15 protein-coding genes and 1 pseudogene are annotated in these 14,782 nt (G+C 63.9%); 13 read left to right on the top strand and 3 right to left on the bottom strand.

Translation table 11 applies throughout. The features are described 5' to 3' along the window. Window positions 1-18: 18 nt before the first annotated feature. From AB4Z18_RS02110 to AB4Z18_RS02090, 5 genes are all read left to right on the top strand, one after another. On the top strand, window positions 19-1,851 hold the full coding sequence (locus tag AB4Z18_RS02110; RefSeq protein ID WP_441781053.1) for a thiamine pyrophosphate-requiring protein: 1,833 nt from the start codon (window positions 19-21) through the stop codon (window positions 1,849-1,851). Next, complete coding sequence (locus tag AB4Z18_RS02105) at window positions 1,841-3,019, top strand: enolase C-terminal domain-like protein (protein WP_441781052.1); 1,179 nt, start codon at window positions 1,841-1,843, stop codon at window positions 3,017-3,019. The genes AB4Z18_RS02110 and AB4Z18_RS02105 overlap by 11 nt, the downstream gene beginning before the upstream one ends. A gap of 55 nt (window positions 3,020-3,074) precedes the next feature. After that, entirely contained in the window at window positions 3,075-3,782 is a 708-nt protein-coding gene (locus tag AB4Z18_RS02100; RefSeq protein ID WP_441781051.1) for an alpha/beta fold hydrolase, read from the top strand. Between the two features lie 152 nt (window positions 3,783-3,934). Next, complete coding sequence (locus tag AB4Z18_RS02095; protein ID WP_441781050.1) at window positions 3,935-4,270, top strand: hypothetical protein; 336 nt, start codon at window positions 3,935-3,937, stop codon at window positions 4,268-4,270. A gap of 43 nt (window positions 4,271-4,313) precedes the next feature. Continuing rightward, window positions 4,314-4,838: a carboxymuconolactone decarboxylase family protein gene (locus AB4Z18_RS02090; RefSeq protein WP_441781049.1), complete on the top strand. Its 525-nt coding sequence runs from the start codon at window positions 4,314-4,316 to the stop codon at window positions 4,836-4,838. Between the two features lie 82 nt (window positions 4,839-4,920). Here the strand turns inward: AB4Z18_RS02090 and AB4Z18_RS02085 are convergent. Both AB4Z18_RS02085 and AB4Z18_RS02080 read right to left on the bottom strand, forming a co-directional pair. Then, window positions 4,921-5,100: pseudogene (locus tag AB4Z18_RS02085) on the bottom strand (hypothetical protein); the annotation flags it as partial. Between the two features lie 74 nt (window positions 5,101-5,174). After that, a complete protein-coding gene (locus tag AB4Z18_RS02080; protein ID WP_441781048.1) occupies window positions 5,175-5,609 on the bottom strand; it encodes a hypothetical protein in 435 nt (144 codons plus the stop codon). A 325-nt stretch (window positions 5,610-5,934) separates the two neighbouring features. Here AB4Z18_RS02080 and AB4Z18_RS02075 point away from each other — a divergent pair, with 325 nt between their 5' ends. The 5 genes from AB4Z18_RS02075 to AB4Z18_RS02055 all read left to right on the top strand — a co-directional run bounded on the left by AB4Z18_RS02075 (window position 5,935) and on the right by AB4Z18_RS02055 (window position 12,510). Next, window positions 5,935-6,192: a hypothetical protein gene (locus AB4Z18_RS02075; protein WP_441781047.1), complete on the top strand. Its 258-nt coding sequence runs from the start codon at window positions 5,935-5,937 to the stop codon at window positions 6,190-6,192. A gap of 332 nt (window positions 6,193-6,524) precedes the next feature. Continuing rightward, window positions 6,525-6,803 (top strand): hypothetical protein, encoded by a 279-nt coding sequence (locus tag AB4Z18_RS02070; RefSeq protein ID WP_441781046.1) that lies wholly within the window; start codon window positions 6,525-6,527, stop codon window positions 6,801-6,803. Window positions 6,804-7,055: 252 nt separating this feature from the next. Next, window positions 7,056-8,261, top strand: a complete 1,206-nt coding sequence (locus tag AB4Z18_RS02065; RefSeq protein ID WP_441781045.1) for an exonuclease domain-containing protein — start codon at window positions 7,056-7,058, stop codon at window positions 8,259-8,261. Window positions 8,262-8,984: 723 nt separating this feature from the next. Then, the gene (locus AB4Z18_RS02060; RefSeq protein WP_441781044.1) at window positions 8,985-9,260 is read left to right on the top strand and encodes a hypothetical protein; all 276 of its coding nucleotides are present in this window, start codon (window positions 8,985-8,987) and stop codon (window positions 9,258-9,260) included. A 637-nt stretch (window positions 9,261-9,897) separates the two neighbouring features. After that, on the top strand, window positions 9,898-12,510 hold the full coding sequence (locus tag AB4Z18_RS02055; protein WP_441781043.1) for an AAA family ATPase: 2,613 nt from the start codon (window positions 9,898-9,900) through the stop codon (window positions 12,508-12,510). A gap of 13 nt (window positions 12,511-12,523) precedes the next feature. Here the strand turns inward: AB4Z18_RS02055 and AB4Z18_RS02050 are convergent, their stop codons facing one another. Then, window positions 12,524-12,925 (bottom strand): hypothetical protein, encoded by a 402-nt coding sequence (locus tag AB4Z18_RS02050; protein WP_441781042.1) that lies wholly within the window; start codon window positions 12,923-12,925, stop codon window positions 12,524-12,526. A gap of 252 nt (window positions 12,926-13,177) precedes the next feature. Between AB4Z18_RS02050 and AB4Z18_RS02045 the strand changes: the two genes are divergently transcribed. From AB4Z18_RS02045 to AB4Z18_RS02035, 3 genes are read left to right on the top strand one after another with little or no spacing between them, the layout of a single operon-like run. Beyond that, window positions 13,178-13,609 carry a hypothetical protein gene (locus tag AB4Z18_RS02045; RefSeq protein ID WP_441781041.1) on the top strand — a complete coding sequence of 144 codons (432 nt, stop codon included), beginning with the start codon at window positions 13,178-13,180 and terminating at the stop codon, window positions 13,607-13,609. Then, on the top strand, window positions 13,596-14,138 hold the full coding sequence (locus tag AB4Z18_RS02040; RefSeq protein WP_441781040.1) for a helix-turn-helix domain-containing protein: 543 nt from the start codon (window positions 13,596-13,598) through the stop codon (window positions 14,136-14,138). The genes AB4Z18_RS02045 and AB4Z18_RS02040 overlap by 14 nt, the downstream gene beginning before the upstream one ends. After that, window positions 14,138-14,569: a DUF6941 family protein gene (locus tag AB4Z18_RS02035; protein WP_441781039.1), complete on the top strand. Its 432-nt coding sequence runs from the start codon at window positions 14,138-14,140 to the stop codon at window positions 14,567-14,569. Before AB4Z18_RS02040 ends, AB4Z18_RS02035 begins: the two co-directional genes overlap by 1 nt. Window positions 14,570-14,782: the final 213 nt, after the last annotated feature.

The raw sequence follows: 14,782 nt of genomic DNA, 5'->3' as shown, positions 1-14,782 counted from the left end.
AACACAAGGAGGACAGACATGGCACAGACGGTCAGCGAGTTCGTCATCGGACGGCTCCGCGAGTGGGGCGTGCGGCGGGTGTTCGGGTTCCCCGGGGACGGCATCGGCGAGTTCGACGGGATGCTCGGCAAAGCCGAGCGGGCAGGCGAGGGGCTGGAGTACATCCGCCCCACACACGAGGAGATCTGCGCGCTGATGGCGACCGCGCACGCGAAGTTCACCGGAGAGGTCGGCGTCTGCGTCGCCACCTCCAGCCCCGGCGGTTTCCACATGATGAACGGCCTCTACGACGCGAAGATGGACAACCAGCCGGTCGTCGCGATCATCGGGCAGCAGGGCCTAAACTCGTTCGGCACGTTCAACCAGCAGGAAAGCAACCTCGAGCAGGCGTTCTCCGATGTCGCCGAGTACGTGCAGACCATCGTCTCGCCCGAGCAGGCGCAGGCCGTCGTCGATACCGCGTTCCGCACGGCGATCACCCGCAAGCAGCCGTGCGTCATCGTCCTGCCGCACGACGTGCAGGGTATGAACATGGCCGAGCCCGGCGCCGAGATGTGGGTGTCGCGGTCGAGCGCCGTCGCCCCCTCGACGGCGATCTCACCGCCACTCGAACAGCTGCAGGCGGCTGCGGACATCATCAACGCGGGAAAGCGCGTCACCTTCCTCGTGGGCGCGGGAGCCGACGGCGCCACGGAAGAGGTGCTGGAGGCGGCCCGCCTGTCAGGAGCTGGTCTCATCACGACGCTGCGCGGCAAGCAGGTGGTGCCCGGAGACATCCCGTTCCACACCCAGCAGGTCGGCCTGCTCGGCTCCCGGCCAAGCTACGACCAGATGCAGGACTGCGACACCCTCGTGCTGCTCGGCACCAACTACCCGTACGGGCAGTTCCTGCCCAAGACCGGGCAGGCCCGCGCGATCCAGATCGACATCAGGCCGGAACAGCTGGGACTTCGATACCCCACTGAGGTGAGCATCTGGGCCGATGTGAAGACCGCGCTAGCCGGTCTGCTCCCCCTCCTGTGGCAAAAAGACGACCTGTCCTGGCAGCAGAAGGTGGCCGGGAAGATGCGCGACTGGGACGACGAGCTCGCCGCCCAGGCCGAGAAGCACTACGACGACGGCGTGAACCCGCGCAAGGTGTACGCCGAACTGAACAAGCGGCTGCCTGCTGGCGCCATCGTCACGTGCGACGCGGGAACCACGGCCGACTGGTACGGCCACTACATCCGGCTGCGCGACGAGATGCGCGGCGATCTCTCCGGCCGCCTGGCCACGATGTTGGCCGCCATGCCGTATGCGGAGGCGGCGAAGTTCGCCTACCCCGACCGCACCGTCGTCTGCACCATCGGCGATGGCGCCTTCCAGATGCTGGGAATGAACGAGCTCATCACGCTCAAGAAATACCTCTCGAAGTGGGACGACCGGACCTTCGTGGTACTCGTGCTGCACAACAACGACCTCACCCAGGTCTCCTGGGAGATGCGCACCGAGGACGCCAACCCAGTCTGGTCGACCTCGCAGGACGTCGAGTCCGTCGACTACGCCGGCTGGGCACGGCTGCTGGGGTTCCAAGGCATCACCGTAACCTCCGACGACGAGGTGGAAGCCGCATGGGATGCGGCCCTCGCGCACCGCGGCGTCACCGTGATCGACGCGCACACCAGCAAGAACGTCCCACCGCTCCCACCCCACATCACCTACGAGTTCGCGAAGAACACCGGCCTCGCGCTGCTAAGGGGCGACCCGGACGGCATCGGCGTGATCAAGGACTCCGCCACGTCACTGATCACTGAGGGGGTCGAGCGGGTGAAGGACGCACTCCACCTCGACCGGGACAGCCATGAGAAGTGACGACGACGCGCGGCTACACCGGATCACCGGGGATGCGTTTGAGGTTCCGACGGCGATCGGGGGTCGTGAACGACCGGAAACTGACGGCACCATCACTTGGAGCAGCACCGGCCTCCTGATCGTCCGCCTGGCGGCCGCGGATAAGACCGGGCTCGGATTCGCGCACACCCCTTCCGCAGCTCTCGGGATTGTCCGGGATGTCCTCTGGCCGGCGACCGAGGGAATGGACGGCCGCGACACCGAACGCATCTTCTGGGCGATGGCGCGCGCAGTCCGCAACATCGGATGGCGGGGCCTGTGCGCAAGCGCCATCTCGGCCATCGACATCGCCGTGCATGACCTCGCCGCCCGGCTGGCCGGAGTCCCCCTCGTCCAATATCTCGGCGGCGCGCACGATACAGTTCCCGCGTACGGTAGTGGCGGCTTCACCGACTACACCGACCAGGAACTGACCGAGCAACTGAGTTCCTGGGCCGAGCATGGCCTGCGGGCCGTGAAAATGAAGGTCGGATCCGATCCCGGGGACGACCCGCGCCGCGTCGCCCTCGCACGGGACACCATCGGCCCGCACGTGGAATTGTTCGTGGACGCGAACGGCGCGTACGAGCGCAAACAGGCACTCCACCTCGCTAACAGATTCGCGGACCTCGGCGTCACATGGTTCGAAGAGCCGGTGTCAAGCGACGACCGTGCCGGTCTCACCCTGCTGCGCGACCGTATGCCCGCACCGCTCCGGCTGGCCGCCGGCGAGTACGCGTACACCCCGGCCGACTTCCGCGACCTCATCACCGACGACTGCGTCGACGTGCTGCAAGCAGACGCGACCCGCTGTGGCATCACCGGGTTCCGCATCGCCGCCTCACTCGCCCGAGCGCACGACATCCCCCTCAGCGCACACACCGCTCCCGCCTTACATGCCTCTGTAGCCGCCGCGTTTGACGGAACGATCAACGTGGAGTACTTCCACGACCACGCGCGCATCGCCGGCACCTTCTTCGACGGTGTCCCCGGGTTGCGTAACGGCGATCTGGTACCGGACCGCTCATCTCCCGGGCACGGACTCGAGCTCAAAGAGGCGGACGCCCGGCCGTATCGGGTTGCCTCCTTCACTCGCGTAACGGATAGCTTCGCCACGGCGACAGCGCCCGCTCGGATACACAACAATTAGGAGGGATGCAATGACATATCGGCTGGTTCGGCTTCCCAGCGGCCGAGAAGTAGGGATGACTGGCCTCGGCGACCCGGCCGGTGAGCGCCTGGCGGTCCTTCTCCACCCGACCCCGGGCGCGTCGGGTTTCGACCCCGCACCAGAGCTAACGGCACGTTCCGGCATACACCTGCTGACATTCGAACGCCCCGGCTACGGCGCCACCGAACAGGACATCACCACCGTCAGCGGCTGGGTGGACGATCTCGCCGGTTACTTGCGGGAGGCGGAGGCGGGCGCACGAGAATCGACGCGCACTACCTACGGTGGAATCGGTGTTGTTGGGTGGAGGGAGGGAGGAATCTACGCGGCCGCGCTAGCTGCCAGGCATCCGCACCTGGTGAGGCGGTTGGTATTGGTGGGAGCGCCTGCGCCATCACGCGCGGTCAACGGTGCCTCCTGGCAGCGTGAACTCACGACGCGAGCCGCTCATTACGGGTTGCTCGGGTACCCAGACCGTTTGCAGCGGATGCTTGAGACCGCATTCACTCAAGGAGACGCGGGAACCGTCGCCGACCGTCGCGCTTTCGAGGAGCCGGACCTAGTTGCCCCCCGTGTCCACGTCGAAACCTTGATTCTTTACGGCACGACCGACGCCTACGCAACTGTGCACGACGCACAGTGGTACGCACATGCAGCGCATGAGGCGCGTGTCGAACGCGTCGACGGAGGTGCGGACATCATAGGCAAGCACTGGCAACACGTGATCGATTTTCTCAATTAGTGACTAACGGGACCCAAGGAGGACCTCAGGACGGCCAAGGGCGCCGGCGCGAAAGGATCCGTGTTCCCAGCGCCTCACGTCGTCGAATGCGCCGGGCCTGACTTCGAGTCAGCGCCTGCCCCGGCTGGTAGGTTCGCGCGTAGAGTCTCCGCATGTCCGAAGAAGATCTTGGATCTCACGAATCCCACGCGGAACAGCTCCGCGCTCGTGTTTCGGTGTCAGGGCTGACGAGCCAGGAACTGCGCCTGGCCGCGCTCGGTGCCGCTATCGATGACCGCGACGCTCCCGAACCCTACGGCACGCTGGTTCGCCAGATCATCGCGGACTCCGCACGAGTCAGCGATGGCCAAGTGCTCGCTGTCCGCGAGGCCGCCGGCTCTGACAAGGCCGCATTCGAGGTAATCCTCACGGCCGCGATCGGGGCGGGATTGGCGCGGTGGGACGCGGCGCAGCGCGCGATCACAGAAGCCAAAGATGCGGCTCCCTGAGATCGACCGTGGCGACAGTCTGAGGCATCGGACGCTCATCGGGATGATCTCCCGCGTCTCCGGCATGCGGCTCCCTGATGCCGCGCGGGTCGCGTTCTACCACCAGGATTTCGCCGGCCCCATCCTGGGCGCATGGGTGCAGAAGGCGATGCGCGGGCCCAGTGCGTGGAGTGTGTCTGAGCGGGAATTGATGGCCGCGACTGTCGCGAGTTGGAATGCGTGCCCGTTCTGTGTGGGGGCGCACTCGGCCATTGCTGTCCGCGGCATTAACCAAGCAGTCACAGACGCTGTACTGCGGGACTACCGTTCAGCTCCGATCTCACCCCGGTTCAGGGCCGCGCTGGCATTCATCGAGAAGATAACGCTCACACCGAACGATCTCACCGCCAACGACGCACGAACCGCCCTCGCGGCGGGATTGAACGTCGACGAACTGCGTGACGCGGCCGCCGTGGCCGCCGTGTTCAACATCATCGCTCGCTACGCAAACGCACTCGACTTCGAAATCCCCAGCGGCGCCGAGTTCGACAAAGCCGCGGGCATGCTGTTGCGTCGCGGGTACTCCTGAAGGCCTTTGGGGGCGGACCCAGCCGCAGCCGAACCCGCCCTCCGGGCCGGTGGGCTCAACCTACGTTTAGCGCTCGATGTCATCAAGACTTTGCTGGCCCGGCACGGTTCGTACCTGCTGTTGCGAGCTGAGCATGTGTTCCGAGACCGTGTGCCGCGAGGTAGTGCTTGGCGTCAAGGGCGGCGGAGCAGCCGGTTCCGGCGGTCGATGACGGCTTGCCGGTACCGCCGGTCGACCAGGTCGCCGAGGCGAACACGCCGGGCCGGGGAAGCAGGCGAGGGCGTCAGACCGCTTTTATCGGAGCAATCCCTACCCTGCTGGTTTGACAACTATGTGTCAAACCTCTCGAGCGGAATCAGGGGTGACCTGTGCGGGTGGCAGCCAGCTGGTCACGTCGAGGATCTCGCGGACGGTCTCATCCACTGTGGCGGGATGGGTCACCACCTGGAAGTGGCGGATCCGCTCATGATCTGAGCGGGCATGGTAGACGTCGACCCAGGTGCGTAACGCTGCGGCCAGTTCTTCGGTGGGCTCTCGATCGGACACCCGCTTCTTCAAGATGGCGATGGGGGCAGTCGTCTCGCAAATCATCAGCCGGGCGCCGGGCAGCGCTGCGCGGATGAGTTCGACCTCTTCCTCGTCGTTGAACACCATCGGGATGATCAGTTTGATGTCCGGGACCGCGTCGACGTAGTTCGGCCAGATCGCCCGGAGATTCTCCCGCGGGAACCATCGGCCCGGGTAAGGGTGCACAAGGCTCAGCTCATCCATATCGATGACACCCCACGGCACGTTCGCTGCACCGAGCGCCAAACTGAGCGCCCGAGCGAGGGTGCTCTTCCCGGAGCCCGGAGAGCCATGCAGCACTAACACATCCGCCATAACCAACGATTATTTCGCGGCCGCACAGGGCCCCCGTCGCTTCGGACCGTGCCACTTATGACGCCCCTTGCCGCCCGTGTACTCTCGTCCCAAGCAACGGCCCCAGCCGGTTGCGGCCGGCCGCCCGCTCCCCCCAGTGGGCGGCCTTATCTGTCTCCGCATCGGCCGGAATCACTCTCTAGCCGTTGGCGTAGGGCGGGCTTAGAGTGCCGCCATGAACGCGTTTGGGGTGTTCGTTGCCGTGCTGCTGCACGAGGATTCGAACCGTGACTATGCGGTCGAGCTCCCCCGCAACGAGAATCTCCCTCCCCGCCGGATACTGATTCCAACGGACTTTCTCGGCGCGGCCGCCTTTGACGCGTACGACCTCATAGACGCTTCAGAGTGGCCGTCCCAAGCTGTCTTTTGCCACGTTGAAGTGATCCCCCGAACAGTGCAGGAGGTGGCCGTCACATGCACCCACCGCAATTAACACCGCGTAGCTGGTGCGTAGGTCTCGCAATCCAACGCGCGCAGAGGGTCGGCGCAGTCGGCTGTCGATAACGCAGTGTTCGCCGGGAAGGAGTTCCCTCAGCTCGGCACCCACCTCCATGGTGATCGTCCTGAGGGCTCCCACCGTGAGCTTCATCCCGTTGGCGGAGAGCACTCCGGTCCGTACGAGGATGACCTGTTTCGTCGGACGAGTTCCACGTACTCCTCGATGTCTGTCGCTTCAATCAGTGCTCTCGAGGGGTGAACAGTGGGGCGGTGTAGTCGCCGTTCTGAATGGCTTCGCTCGCGGCCGCGTCCCATGTGCGGGGTCGCGTGGTCGACGTGCGAGCGCCGGGTACGCCGCATGTCGATCGCTACCAGGACGAGGATCGCGAGGGCGAGAACGACCACCCGGAGAGGATCAGCATCCAGTCGGCAGACGGCCGCCACACGCATGTGCCCTCCAAGGTGCCGAAGAACACGGAGAACGGGTTCAGCGGCAGCCCGGGATTCGGGCCGTCGATCTTGGAGCCGGGCGCAACGGCCGCCGGCCAAGTACTTCTGAACGGCGGAAGCGAGAGGCAGGAGGAACCTACAAAGAGCGATCAATAAGGCAGCGAAAACCAGACGGAAGCGAAAAGCGCGACGGAAGGAGGCAAGGAAAGGAGGAAGGCAGGAGACGAGCAGCGATAACGACCGACAAAACGTAATGCACGCAGGCACTTAAGTGGAGAGCGCCCAGCTGAGCACTCTCTTCAGCGCCCGTCGACGACTCCAAAGGCCGATATCTTCGGTTGAGTGTCACCTGTTTTGGCGGGTTCGGGCGCCTCGTCCAGGTCGCTAGCCTCGCTGAGGGGGTGACGCATGGGCAAAGGGTTCGCAGTCGTTGATTTAGAGACGACGGGTCTGTTTCCTACGAAGCATGACCGCATCGTGGAGATCGGAATCGTGTTGGTGTCGCCGGAGGGCGAGATTGAGACCCGGCACGAGACACTGGTGAACCCGAACCGCGACATGGGTCCGCAACATATCCACGGCATCACGGCCGCGGCAGCAGCTCGGGCGCCACTGTTCGAACAGATCGCTCCGAACGTCGCCGACCTCCTGGATGACCGCGTCCCGGTCACACACAATGCATCATTCGACTCGAGGTTCCTCGGCTTTCAAATGGCTCAGGCAGGCCTGCGCGTCGCGGAGCCAGAGCGCTGGCTCTGCACGATGCGGATGAGCGAAAGGGTCTCCGGTTATCGCCGATTGGCTGAATGCTGCACGGCCGTGGGAGTGCAGCTGGCCAGTGCCCACAGCGCTGGCGGAGACGCACTCGCGACGGCGCAGCTCCTCAGCCTGTATATGCGGACCGTGTCGAATCGGCCTTACTGGGACTCCTGGCTTGCTTCGGCTGGACATTACGGTCCGTTCGCGGTCGACCCGACCGTTCGATGGACCGCTCGAACAGAGGCCTTCGAACAGGATCACTCCTTCGTGGACCGGCTCGTGGGCTCGCTCACTGCCACACGTCTCGGAGCGCAGCTCAACGTCGACTATCTCGCCCTCCTCGATCGAGTCCTCCTCGATCGAGTTGTCTCGGTGTCCGAAGCCTCAGCTCTCGAGGCGCTCGCACAGGGGCTCGGGCTCACCCCCGAGGATGTTCGACTCGCCCACCGCGCATACTTCGACGGCCTCGTGGCCACCGCATGGGAGGACGACGTCCTGACCGACGCCGAAGCCGCCGAAATCCGAAGCGTCAGCGAGCTCCTCTCCGTCGACGAAGATGTCGTCGCCAGCTCATTGGCCGCGGCCCCATCCACGCCTGCGCCGTTGTTGACCAGCGGCTTCCGACTCGAACCAGGGGACATCGTCGTCCTGACGGGCGAGATGTCAAAGCCTCGAGAAGCCTGGTCGGAAGTCCTCACCCGACTCGGACTCATCGTGAAGAGCAATGTTGTCAAGAAGACCAAGCTCCTCGTCGCCGCCGACCCCGACTCCCTCTCCGGAAAGGCCAAGACAGCGCGTGAATACGGGGTCACGATCGTCAATGAGGCGGGCCTCGAGAAACTCCTCGATGCGTAGCAACTGCTTGAGTTAGCCGACAGATGGCCAGACTACCGACCGACGTGAAACGCCACATCCACCGCGACACCAACGTCACACTTCCGCGAGTCCGAGACCTGAAACGCGAATCTCTCAGCGTCAGGCTTCAGGTCCAGGCAGAGTGCAACGTCGCGCAGCAGACGACTCATCCAACATCGAGCTCGCACTCGCGGGACTCGTGATCGCATTCCTGGCGCTTTTGGTCGCGCCGACGAGTCCGATACACCTTGAACAAGTTCCCTGGCCGGGCAATCTGCTCACCGGCATTGTGCTCGGAACCTTCGCGGCACTCGCGCTCACACCCTTCGCAGCACACGCGCTTGTAACCCAGGAACGACGCGTGCGAGCTAACGTGTGGTTGGCAGCGTACGCGGAGGAGCCCGGAGCGACAACGCACCTTGCTCGCCGTGGACGCGTACTCCGGCGCAATCAACAAAGAGTGCGCTAGCCCAGGAACCACGCGATCCGCTCGCAAGTCGTGGTCGCCTCGGGAGGCGCTGTCCCGCAGAGGTTTGAGAGCCTTTCCGTCGCCCGATCGTAGCTCCCTCGCAGTGCTCCGCGCCGGGCTTTCGCGGCGTATCCTCAGTCCGCTGCGCTCCCCTCCGGTACTCCACGGTCCCGGCACTCCACACCTTCCGCTCGCTCTCGATCACCCGCCGGAAAGGCACTCAGAACGATCGACCCAATGAGGGAGTGAGCGGGATGCGGGTATTCATCATCGACACCAGCGACATGGATCCGGAACTGCAAGGCGGACTCATCGGCGTGAAAGGGTCCATGAATCCGACCCGTGCTGAGAAGCAGGAGTGCGTGGAGACCGTCAGCCGCTACGTGATGGATGGGTGGGCGATCGCCGCCGACCCGAACACTCCGATCGGATGGCTCGCGGCGCTTACAGCCGAAACGGCGTGCGTCCCCTTCGTCAACCTCAACAGACTCTCTCCAGAGGAGCTCACGCCACAGCCGGCACGCGCCTAATCCATCGACCTCTTATCCGGCCAGACGGCCGGGTCAGTGGTGCGCCGGGTCGATGGCGGGAGCGATTCGCCTGGTCGAGTCGCCGTGGATATCCGACGAGTTATGGATTTGCGCGTCAGAACTGGCTTGGAAACACAACGTGTAGGTGTGAGGGCAATCGTTTCGGACACGGCACCGCGCTGCAGCTGGCTGGCCGGGCGGTCGGGTGGCTCTGTCGTGAGCTGCCGCCGCGGCGAGACGTACGAATCTGCAATCGATGTGCTCGCGAGAACCGTTGCGGGCCGCGAATTCACAGATGAGAGGGCATTGCCCGCTCAAACGCCTGGAAACACGCCAGATCCGGCCATTCACTGTCCGCCGGGGAGGGAGCAACCTCCGGGAGGAATGCGGGTGCGCGCCTCCTGCGCGCCAAAACGCCCGCCGAACCGGAAGTAATAAGTAGAGGAAGTCATTTTCGAAAGGACAAGACTGCCCAGTTTCGAGAAGACCGAGACGAAGTAAGCGGAGGTGAGTGCAGGTGCGAGGTGGAGTAGCCAGATGGAAGCGGGGACAACAATCCCACGGGGTCAAGCAAGCCGTCAACTACGCCTTCAGCGGCGTCTGTGACGCCACCCTCACGGCCAAAACTGCCGACGGAGTGATCGCCGCCGCCGGCTACGCCAATGCGCTCATGACCCGGTACATCGTCGAGAACGGTACGATCCGCGACGATCTCCTCACCCGCGACCAGCTCAAAGCCTGGGTTGACGGACTCGATCCCCTCACCGGGGAGCGCCGCGGACGAGATCTTGAGTCGCCCGTCGCTGACCTGATCTTGGATGCGACGATCAACGCACCGAAGTCGTTCTCGATCGGGGCCATGCTCGACCCTGACCTGGCCGCCGCCTATGAAGACCTGCAAGACCGCCTCCGCGATCGAATCGTGAAGATATGGCAGGCAGAGCTCAACGCGCGCCGTGGCAAAGGTGGCGCCATCCGCGAGGAACTGGCCCGGATCGAGGTCGTCGAACTCCGCCACGAACGCTCCCGCTCCCTGGATCCCCATAAACACCGCCACCTCTGGCTGAACGTGAAGGTCCAAGGCGTGGACGGCAAGTGGTCCAACATCGACACCCGCGTTGCCTTGCGGTTCCAAAACGTGATCAATGCCGAAGGCGACCTCGCCACCCGCACCGACCCGGCCTGGATCCGCGCTCTCGCCACCAAGGGCTTCACGCTCAACGAGGATGGCGAGGTCGCTCAACTGCAGCACTTGGTGCGGCCGCTGTCCAAGCGGTCCGCGCAGATCGAAGCCAATCGGGCCACCCGGATCGCCTGGTGGAAGGAACAGCACCCCGGGCAGGAGCCGTCCCACGATGTGCTGAATCAGATTGACCGGTGGGCGTGGGCTGCCGGCCGGCCGAACAAGCCGGGCGAGCTGGACGAAGCCGACTGGGCCGAGCTTATCCGTCAAGAGCTGAGGTACGCGGACCCGACGATCAGTCAAACACGCTCCCCCGCTCGTCTTGCTGCGGTCTTGATTGACGACCTGGATCTGGAGCTTCTCGCGGCCAGAGCAATCGTTGACGCGGATGCCCGATCGACTGGCACGGGCGGCCGATTCAGCGACATGGACATCCGGGCCGGCGCCATTCGCGCGATCGCGGCCTCTGGGATTCTGGCCGGACGCACTGAGCTTGCCGCAACTGTTGACGCGGTCTCTGAGGCTGCTGCGAGCACTTATACGGTGACGTTGCTGAACGAGCCTGATATGCCGAAGCACGTCAAGCATCGGATGGCCATCGCAACGGTTGTCGTGAAGACCACTCTCGCGAACCGGATCGACGCGATGGCAGCACCCGGAGATGCCGTCCCAACCCGCGAGATCACGGCGATCGCTCACGCGCTCGACCCGGAGCGCGTCCTCGATGGTGACCAGAGCGATGGTGCTGCCGCACTTGCCGGCACAGCCTCGATCGTCTCCGTCACCGGCGCAGCAGGGACGGGTAAGACCACCATGCTCAAGGTCGCCGGAGCCGCGCTTCGCCGGCACGGACACAACATGATCATCGTCGCTCCGACCAAGAAGGCCTCTACAGTCGCCGGGAGGGAAACCAACAGCTCCGCTTCCTCCCTCCACCAGCTCCTCCACGACTACGGATGGCGGTGGACAACGAGCACCTCTGGCAGCACGGAGTGGACGCGACTGCTCCCCGGAGCTATCGACCCAACGACCGGAGCGGAGTATCGAGGCCCGCGAATCGCGATCCGCCCGGGTGACCGGATCGTGGTCGATGAGGCCGGCATGCTCGACCTCGAAGCCGCAAACGCTCTTCTGGACGTCATCGAACGCACGCGAGCAACTATCGCGGTCGTCGGCGACGACTACCAAGCCCTCCCCGTCGGACACTCGGGCGCCATGGCCCTGTTCCGATCCGCAGCCTTCGGCCGGATCGAACTCACGAATATCCATCGGTTCCGTGATCCCGATTGGGCCGACCTCACGTTGCGACTCCGCGACGCCGACGGTGCCGAAGAAGGACAGCGGATCGCAGGCGAGCTAATCGAAAAGGGGCATGTCACGTCCGTCACCACGGAGGGCGACGCCCGGCAGATGATGGTCGACGGATGGTTCGATGCGACCCGACACGGGCAGACGATCGCCCTGGTGACCGCCACCCATGCCGAAGCGCAACAGATCAACGAAAGCATCCAAACTCAGCGCATCGCGTCCGGCGACCTCGCAACTGAACGTCAGGTACTCGCTCAGGCTGATCAGCCGTGCTTTGTGGGCGACGTCGTTCAGACTCGACGCAACGACAGCACTTCCGGGGTGGAGAACCGCCAGACCTGGACCATCAAGGCCATCACCAAAGACCACGTGCTTCTGACTAGCCTCACCGACTCGTCTCACCTGAAGAAGATCACACACGAGTACGCCGGATCCCACCTGCATCTCGCATATGCCAGCACCGTCTACGGAGTCCAAGGGGAAACCACGGAACGATCCATCGTCGGCCCCGGCGTCGACGCTGCCGGCCTCTACGTCGGTCTAACCCGCGGCCGAGGAAGAAACGAAGCCGTCGTCATCGCGGGAACCACCCGCACCGCACTCACCGAGCTGGCCGAGACCATGCAGCGCCAGCCCCGAGAAGAGACGCTCGAGAAGTCCCGGATCGCAGCCCGCCGTGAGCTCACACGAGCGTCCCGCACCGACCCGACACGAGCTTCGACCGCGAGCGAAGCTCCATCGCCTTCCTTGCGCCTCTGACTTGGACGATGGATTAGGCCGTCCTCAGCCCTGAGGCCACGACCGCAAGACCGGGTCGACTCGCGCCTGCCAGGGTTGCGTCGACAGCGTGGTACCAGAGGATCGCCACGCCCAGGGCATCGGCCTGTTGCTGCGCCACCGGTCGAATTCCCCCTCGCACGAAGATCAACGCCTGCCGGCCATCGGAGGTCGCTAGCCTCGCAGCATTCTCCACCGCATCGATATCCAGGTTCCCCCGTCCGTTATCGACCCAGGCGAGGTACCGGGAACTGTAGAGGTCACAGAGTTGGCGGGCGGGATCGTGCGTCGCGACGGTGTCCACCGCGCCCAGGTAGATCATCCATTCGCGGCACAACTCGACCGCTTCATCGGCGGAGACACCGAACGGCCTCGGCGCCGGAGGCTCACGTTCCACCCCACCAGTCTGCCCGACGCCACGGTCACCCTGGGATGAGGTCTACTTTGGCGACGGCGTACCAGGCCGCGTCGGACGGTTCCGCTAGCTTGTTGTGGATTGAAAGAACTCGGCCGCGCAGGGCTCAAGATCTCTTCAGCTTGTCCACAAATTGGGGGTTTACCTTTGCCTAAAGTAACTCGTACGGTTGTGGTAGACGGGGCTTACGCGGAGATCGCCTGTGCGGTGCGTTCAGACGGCACAGTTCCCGCGATGGTCCTCCTCGAGGAGTTGGAGCAAGGAGTATGGAATGATCCCCAGGCCGTCGAACTACCGGACGAACGACAGGTAGACGACCGCATACGTTTACTCGCGTTGATCGAGATGCTCGGAGAAGACGGCGAGATCCCTCGCGACACCATACAGGGCGGGTACAACCGCCTTGGTGATCAAGGAATGTGGGAGTTGAAGGTCGGTGCCATCCGTCTGACCTTTTACGACACGGACGGAGTCGGAGGTTTCGTGCGGAAGCTTGGCACGAAGGAAGACACATGGAACGGGTACTACTGGCAACTTCCCGACGACTTTGACGAGTTCATCCGACTGGGCTTCGCTTTCGGCAAGAGCGAGGCCAAAACGAAGCGCGACGACCTATACGAAGCACACTCAGTAAGAGCAGAGGACCTTGAACATGACACCCCGTGAGTTGAAGCGGCGCAGCATCATCGACAGCGTCGAATCAACCCAAACCGGTCGCCAAGAACTCGCCGCAGCACGGCTTGCCCTTCGAACGGCAGATTTGCTTGCTCGCGCTCGACGGGCGAGCAACTTGACCCAGCGTGAGCTCGCGGATCTTCTTCAGGTCAGCGAGGGCCGAGTATCTCAAGTGCTTTCGGGCGAGACAGACCTCAAGCTCTCCACAATCGCGAGGTACCTTCGCGCAATGGGATACCAAGCGACTATTGACGCTGTGCCCGCTGACCCTGACTTGCCGCCACTTGTTCGAGAGCGACGTTCACGCAGGGTCCCAATGCAACACACGTCTGTCTACGCTGACACCGTTTTGCACAACGGCGAGAACGCGAACAGGATCACGATCGTCCCGGTTGGCGTCCACCCCAACGCGGCCAGTTCAGGACCGTACTCTTTCGTAGGTCACACTGACTACTCAAGCAGCGTTCTCAACGTTGCGAGCGGCCGTATCAACGTGACTCGCGCCCTAGAGGAGAAGTAGTGCGGATTGCAATCGCGGTTCTCGCTGATGCCGCAAACGCTCGCGAAGGCCTTATTAACGTCCTAGCTGCGGGGATCAATCGACTGGCACGTCCTCAGTACCCGGCTCCAATGGCCGCGCAATTGGTGCTGCTGGCAGAGCTTAGTGTTGCAGACGTGGCCGGCTCTGACGGCTTCGAAGTCGACGTAAGGATTCAAGGGCCAGACGGCAGCGAAGTCGCCCGAGCAGAGGCACAAATCGGGTACGACAGCCAAGTGGCCCTGGAATCAGGCAAAGCTGTCCATGTTCCACTTGTTCTGGATCTGTCGAATGCCCTCATGCCCGAACCGGGGACGTACCAGATCTCCGCGCAGTTTGGCTCACTAGGCGGGACCTCCTTCGAGTTCTACATGGAGACAACTCCAGTCGCAGTCGAGGCTGTTGGCGCGTAGTCGGGCACAAAGGCTTCGAGAGCAGCAGCCAATTCGGTGTCACCCGATTCCACCCCCGCGCCGAACGCCGCACCCGCCCGAAAGGGCGGCCCGTGCAGCAGATTTCCGAAAGCGGTGAGTAAACGGTGAGTTTGGCCACAAACCATTGAGCGGGTAGTCTGGGCCGCAGCCCCACTTCCCAGTGTTTATCTGGGATTCCGGGCCGCGCGAGTG

The organism is Leifsonia sp. 2TAF2 (assembly GCF_052115085.1).
In the GTDB taxonomy this organism is placed as follows: Bacteria; Actinomycetota; Actinomycetes; order Actinomycetales; family Microbacteriaceae; genus Leifsonia.
This window is presented reverse-complemented; position numbering and strand designations above follow the sequence as displayed.

Coding starts and splice junctions, on each gene's coding strand:
- AB4Z18_RS02110 (WP_441781053.1), top strand. CDS start 19: ATGGCACAGACGGTCAGCGAGTTCGTCATCGGACGGCTCCGCGAGTGG.
- AB4Z18_RS02105 (WP_441781052.1), top strand. CDS start 1,841: ATGAGAAGTGACGACGACGCGCGGCTACACCGGATCACCGGGGATGCG.
- AB4Z18_RS02100 (WP_441781051.1), top strand. CDS start 3,075: ATGACTGGCCTCGGCGACCCGGCCGGTGAGCGCCTGGCGGTCCTTCTC.
- AB4Z18_RS02095 (WP_441781050.1), top strand. CDS start 3,935: ATGTCCGAAGAAGATCTTGGATCTCACGAATCCCACGCGGAACAGCTC.
- AB4Z18_RS02090 (WP_441781049.1), top strand. CDS start 4,314: ATGATCTCCCGCGTCTCCGGCATGCGGCTCCCTGATGCCGCGCGGGTC.
- AB4Z18_RS02080 (WP_441781048.1), bottom strand. CDS start 5,609: ATGGATGAGCTGAGCCTTGTGCACCCTTACCCGGGCCGATGGTTCCCG.
- AB4Z18_RS02075 (WP_441781047.1), top strand. CDS start 5,935: ATGAACGCGTTTGGGGTGTTCGTTGCCGTGCTGCTGCACGAGGATTCG.
- AB4Z18_RS02065 (WP_441781045.1), top strand. CDS start 7,056: ATGGGCAAAGGGTTCGCAGTCGTTGATTTAGAGACGACGGGTCTGTTT.
- AB4Z18_RS02060 (WP_441781044.1), top strand. CDS start 8,985: ATGCGGGTATTCATCATCGACACCAGCGACATGGATCCGGAACTGCAA.
- AB4Z18_RS02045 (WP_441781041.1), top strand. CDS start 13,178: ATGGTCCTCCTCGAGGAGTTGGAGCAAGGAGTATGGAATGATCCCCAG.
- AB4Z18_RS02040 (WP_441781040.1), top strand. CDS start 13,596: ATGACACCCCGTGAGTTGAAGCGGCGCAGCATCATCGACAGCGTCGAA.